4 protein-coding genes and 1 pseudogene are annotated in these 4,088 nt (G+C 36.3%); all 5 read left to right on the top strand.

Annotated elements, in window-relative coordinates; all coding sequences use genetic code 11:
• Nucleotides 1-573, top strand: a pseudogene (locus AC55NX_RS20430) (hypothetical protein); the annotation flags it as partial.
• Between the two features lie 22 nt (nucleotides 574-595).
• The gene (locus tag AC55NX_RS20425) at nucleotides 596-1,480 is read left to right on the top strand and encodes a glycine zipper family protein (RefSeq protein WP_496997405.1); all 885 of its coding nucleotides are present in this window, start codon (nucleotides 596-598) and stop codon (nucleotides 1,478-1,480) included.
• Nucleotides 1,410-2,012, top strand: a complete 603-nt coding sequence (locus tag AC55NX_RS20420) for a hypothetical protein (protein ID WP_496997404.1) — start codon at nucleotides 1,410-1,412, stop codon at nucleotides 2,010-2,012. The genes AC55NX_RS20425 and AC55NX_RS20420 overlap by 71 nt, the downstream gene beginning before the upstream one ends.
• Before the next feature lie 644 nt (nucleotides 2,013-2,656).
• Nucleotides 2,657-3,076 (top strand): hypothetical protein, encoded by a 420-nt coding sequence (locus AC55NX_RS20415; protein WP_496997403.1) that lies wholly within the window; start codon nucleotides 2,657-2,659, stop codon nucleotides 3,074-3,076.
• Nucleotides 3,077-3,097: 21 nt separating this feature from the next.
• A complete protein-coding gene (locus tag AC55NX_RS20410; RefSeq protein WP_496997402.1) occupies nucleotides 3,098-4,075 on the top strand; it encodes a PoNi-like cognate immunity protein in 978 nt (325 codons plus the stop codon).
• Nucleotides 4,076-4,088: the final 13 nt, after the last annotated feature.

Here is a 4,088-nt window from a genome sequence, read left to right as displayed (position 1 = left end):
CAAAGTACCACCATCGATAATGACCGCTACAGCCATATCAAGGTCAATGACCATCACACGGTCAGCGGTGAAGCGCGCACCAAAATCGCCAAAAGCCAGACGCTGATGATTGAAGGTGAGTTGCATGTCAAAGCCGGCAAAGTGTGGGTCAATGAAGCGGGTACAGAAATCCACATTAAAGCCGGTGAGCATGTCGTTATTGAAGCCGGGAATGAAATCACCCTCAAAGCCGGTGGCAGCTTCGTCAAAGTTGACCCGTCAGGCGTCTCCCTCAGCGGTGCCGGGGTGAACCTGAACTCCGGTGGTAGTGCCGGGAGTGGCAGTGGGTTTGCGGGTGAGATGCCGAAATTACCAGTAAGTTATGGTCGTCGACCAAATCCTTTTGATGAACAGGTTCGTTTAGTTAATGCTCAAAACAAAACTTTGGCGAATGTTCCTTATTATATAGAAACAAGTGCTGGCCAAATTTATAAGGGGATTTCAGATAAATCAGGAAAAATAGAAAGAATTCCAACTGAAGGTCAAGGGCAATATAAATTATTACTTGGTGTCAAGGCATTAGAAAAATGGTAAATATCAAACAGGTTAAAATATAATGAATTTAGAACATAGCATTGAAACAAATGATACTGATAATTCTTTATTAGATGTAACAACATCTGATATGCCTGGTCGTGCATTCTTCTTTGTAGTTGTCGATGAAGTAGGTATTGATGGGCTATTAACAAGAAAAATATATGCAAGTTTAGATGATCCATATTTAAAGGCCATGAATTTACCTGAAGATAAAATGTTAAAAGAAGTGTTTCCAGAAAGATATGGATTAAGTGGAAAAGACTTATCATCTTCATCCACAGTTGCTGAACATGTTATGGGTATTAATAAGTCAAAATATACTTCAACAAGTTCTCTTTTTCCTGACGGCTCTCCTCGATTCCAAGGTAAACCAATATATATAGATATAAATAAGGCAAAACAAGCTGGCGCTGAATTGGTTTCAACTCGTGAAATTATTGAAGCACTTGAAAAATATAAAGAGTTAGCACCAAAAAGAGTTAAACGAATTGATCAAATTATTAGCTATGTCAGAGATATCGATAAAGAAGTTTTAATTGCCAATGAAGTGCCTGCTCGAGCTATCTTTACCCCAGAGTCATATACCTTTGTGAAGAATATTGGTCGAGTGGGGAAAGCTGTTCAATTATTTGGTATTGTTCTTACGGCATATGATCTTACAGTGGCTACAAAGGAATCTATTAAAACTGAGAGTATGGCTCCTATAGGTGCTGAAGTTATTCGCCAATCGGGAGGATGGGGAGCAGGGGTTCTTGGATTAAAAGCTGGGGTTGTAGCTGGCGCTGCTTTAGGTATAGAAACAGGTCCTGGGGTTTTTATTACAGGAGCTATTGGTGGAATTATCTTTGGCGCAGCAGGTTATTTCGGAGCAGATTGGGTGGCAGATTTTATTTATGAGAATTAATTTATTTAAAAATTTATTTGGAAATAATAAACAGGATGAAAAACCTTCGTTAGAACTTGATTTCTCAAAGGAATATCCTAGGGTTACTTTATCTGAAGAACTAAAAAAACAGGCTTATAATCTATTTTTTTTAGTTGATAAAAATAATTTTAATGAATTGTCTACATTGCTATTACATCAATATTCAACATTTAATGTCAATTTGCTGAGACATCCTCAAGATCTATCGGATAATAATGGTGGTATATTTAAAATTAACTTATTAGATGATTTCAATGGTATTGTTGTTCATATAATATCTAATGATCATGATTTAATAGATAAAATCCAAAGCCTTAATTTAGCACCACCATTGCCATCTGTTTCTTTTCCTAGTTTAAATCCAGAGGAATATGGGAGTTTACAAGGTGATGTTGATTTTTGGTTTACATGGTTATGGACCCCATATTGGGTATCTCTGACTAGTGAACAACAATCTCAACTTTCTTTAAATGAAGAATGGAGAGAATTTATTGAGATGAGAATAATATAGAAATTATAAATAGAAATTATAAATAGCATAGAACATCTGATAGAGAATTGACTTTGTAATATAAAAATGTAAAAAATTAAATGAAATTTATAAAGAAAGCATTATTATCAGTTATTATATCAGTAGTATTATTTTTGCTATTTTTAATCACTATTGCAAAAAGCTTATATCCACTATATGAAAGCGTGATACTGAATGGGCATAAATATGTTGGTGAAACATATACGATTCATTATTTGACATGCTTGACGTTAATGTTTTTTATTATATTGATACTAAGCTTATCTCTCATTTTTCTTTCAAAAAATATTATGGATTTCTAGATGTTACTAGTATCATGGCTTTTGATGGGAATACATTTTTTTGAAAAATGATGACAATTTAAAAGTTGTAAATACGTTGATAAATTCAAATAATTAAATTTTCTAGTTCTCTATATCCAAGAGTTAGAATATATGCGAGCCGAAAATGCGGCTCGCTAATTACCGTTTTCGTGATACTGACAATAGTGGGTGGTGATTAAGTTATTGAGATAGATTAATACCCCACATACTTCCTATCTATTGATAGCGATTCAGTCCCGAATTATTAAAGCAACCAATAAAGAAAAAGGGATTTTCGGTGAAATTATCAGTGATAATTTTATGGAAAATAAACAATTCAAAAATATGTTGCCGGAAGACCGTCGTGTCAGGAAGATGACCGACAAGCCCCGAGGCCGGGGGATTGATGGTATTTATGAGAATACCAATCCACCACCACCATATGTAATTACTGAGACAAAATATCGAACAGATACGGGTAAATATATAGATGATGATGGTGTAGCGAAGGATTCTGTTCTTAGCAAAACACGGGGTTCATCAGGTTATCCAGCGGCTAAACAAATGAGTGATGATTGGATTGTTCCAAGGTTAGACGATGAATTAGGTGATGATGCATATGATGTTATTCAAAGTGGCTATGAGCGATGGTTAATGATTGTTGATGATTCTGGAGAAGTGGTAAATATAACCAAATTAGATCGTCAAGGGAATTCAATAGAAGCAATCCCACTACAGTAAAACTAAGTTAGGGTAATGATAATGAGTACATTCGATTCTGATAGAAGAGATCCGCTGTTGGATGAAACAGTTTTTGCTAAGAAGCGTGATTTCTTTGAGACAAGAGTAAAGAATGATGCTAAGGCGTTAGCGATTTTAAATTCATCTGATGACGCTGAACAAAAAGAACGTGTTAGCTGGGATCGTGTAGTTAGATTTTTAGAACACTCCCTTTGTGGTTACTCTGGTGGTATTGAGTTTGATAAGTTTGAGGATGAATTCACTCAATTCATCGACTGTTTGCTTTTTCATAAAAAATCGTTCAGGCACACATTGCTTAAATATTGGGAACCAGATGCATATCAATATATTTTATGGATTTACAGTATCCTGATTCTTTTAGGGAAAAAAGAATTTTTACTACCTGTTGTGGAAATGATATCTAAAAATCCTCAAGGTGAAGATGACCCAATTTTAAGTATTCTTCTTGCTCGTGTGGGAGTTATTGGTTTTCCTCGACAACGAGATGAGAGCCTTGCCTTCCCCAAATCCTACCAACATCTTTACGATGCAATCAAAGGAGATGGTGTTTCTCCGACGAAAGCAGAGCGGCAGGAAAGTATTAAGCAGTACCTGAGAGGGTGGTATAAGGGGATGAAAGACTGCTATTGGCATAATCGCCATAAAGGTAAATTCCCTACTTTCTTCGGTTACTGGGCATTTGAAGCGGGGATGGTGACATTACTCTATGGTCTGGACGATAGTAGTTATCGGCATATGCTTTATTATCCGAAAGATTTGGTCGATTACGCCAGAGCGAAAGGTTATGACCAACTGTTTGCAGCAGAGCAAATGGAGAAGCAGAAGCACTATATTCTTTTACCCGGAGATGAAAGTGCGATAGACGGTACTTTTCTCTGTAACCTGACGAATGACCAAATTACATTAAATCATGGTGATCGAGCACCGGGTCCGGTGGAAGATGAAAATGGCAATCGTATCTTTTGGGTGAGTCAATAAGGTGAAACTGTTA

The sequence above is a fragment of the Vibrio rubrogenes genome (assembly GCF_059641415.1).
This window is presented reverse-complemented; position numbering and strand designations above follow the sequence as displayed.